We start from the raw sequence: 1,118 nt of genomic DNA, 5'->3' as shown, positions 1-1,118 counted from the left end.
AGTGCTGGTAATGTCATCGATGTCAACCTCCACACGCCAGTATACGTTGCTGTTTCTATTGTACCGTGTATGCAGAGAGATTTCCAATTTCCGCCCGAACATACGGTCCGCCCGCCTGCCTTGGATCGCCGCCCCTCCTCGTTATCCACGCCTACGATGCCTGGTGTCTGCCTGGGATAACCGAACCTCGTAACGTTCTAGATCATCCAGTGCTGCCATTCCTGTTGAACGGCTTCCTGGTCGTTCAGCCACTCCTTCGTGCAGTGGATCACCTGTCTGCGGTGGGGTCCGGAGGAATACGTATGGTCCGCCTGGAAAATGATCTCCTTATCGCAGCGCCCCTCGTTGCGCATCCAGAACACCTTTTGATACAGGAATGCATAGTCCACCGGGATGGTGTCGTCCGACGTTCCATGGATGATGAGCACGTCCCCGCCGAACTTCACCGCTTCCTGCAGCGGCTGATACTGGCCGAGCGAGTCGAAGAATCCCGGGGTGAAGTCATAGCCAAGGTAATCCGAGTACCCGGATTTCACCGCGGTGTCGTACACGTCTCTGCCGGTGATTTTCAAAATATCGCTGAGCGGATATCCGACCGACGACCACAGCACCAGGCTCTTGACGCGGCGGTCGCGGACAGCCGTCAGGATGGCCACCACGCCTCCCAGGCTGTGCCCGATCAAGGTGACGCGCGTCGGATCGACATCCACGCAGCTCATGCCGTAATCGAGCACCGTCCGGGTCTGGGCGATCATCGACTCCAGCCCTTCCATCCCGTAGCTCCCGCTGCTCTCGCCGCATCCGGCATAGTCAAAACGCAGCACCATGTATCCTTCCCGCGCCAGCTCGCGCGCGGTCTTCACGAATAGCCGGTCCACGCCGATCCGGCTCCCGACGAACCCGTGGCAGATGATCACCAGCGGGACGCGGTCCTTGCACCGGCCTTCCTTGCCTTCCTGTTTCACCGGATAATGCAGGCTCGCCGCCAGCTCCTCCTGCCCGTGCCGGATCGTAATATTCCGCTCCATCATAACTCCCCCGTCCCCGTAAAATTTATATATTGATAATTCCGATAAGTTTAATGTGATATCGGAATTTATCTTATCACCACGGGGTGG

Annotated in this window: 1 protein-coding gene; it reads right to left on the bottom strand. The window is 57.8% G+C overall.

Going from position 1 to position 1,118, the window contains the following annotated elements:
• Positions 1–197 precede the first annotated feature (197 nt).
• Entirely contained in the window at positions 198–1,028 is an 831-nt protein-coding gene (locus tag CPT76_RS07675) for an alpha/beta hydrolase (RefSeq protein ID WP_105442485.1), read from the bottom strand.
• Positions 1,029–1,118 lie beyond the last annotated feature (90 nt).

This window comes from Paenibacillus sp. AR247, from assembly GCF_002968895.1.
GTDB classification, from domain to species: domain Bacteria; phylum Bacillota; class Bacilli; order Paenibacillales; family Paenibacillaceae; genus Paenibacillus_AQ; species Paenibacillus_AQ favisporus.
The sequence above is the reverse complement of the archived record's forward strand: the minus strand, read 5'-3'. Positions and strand labels throughout refer to the sequence as shown.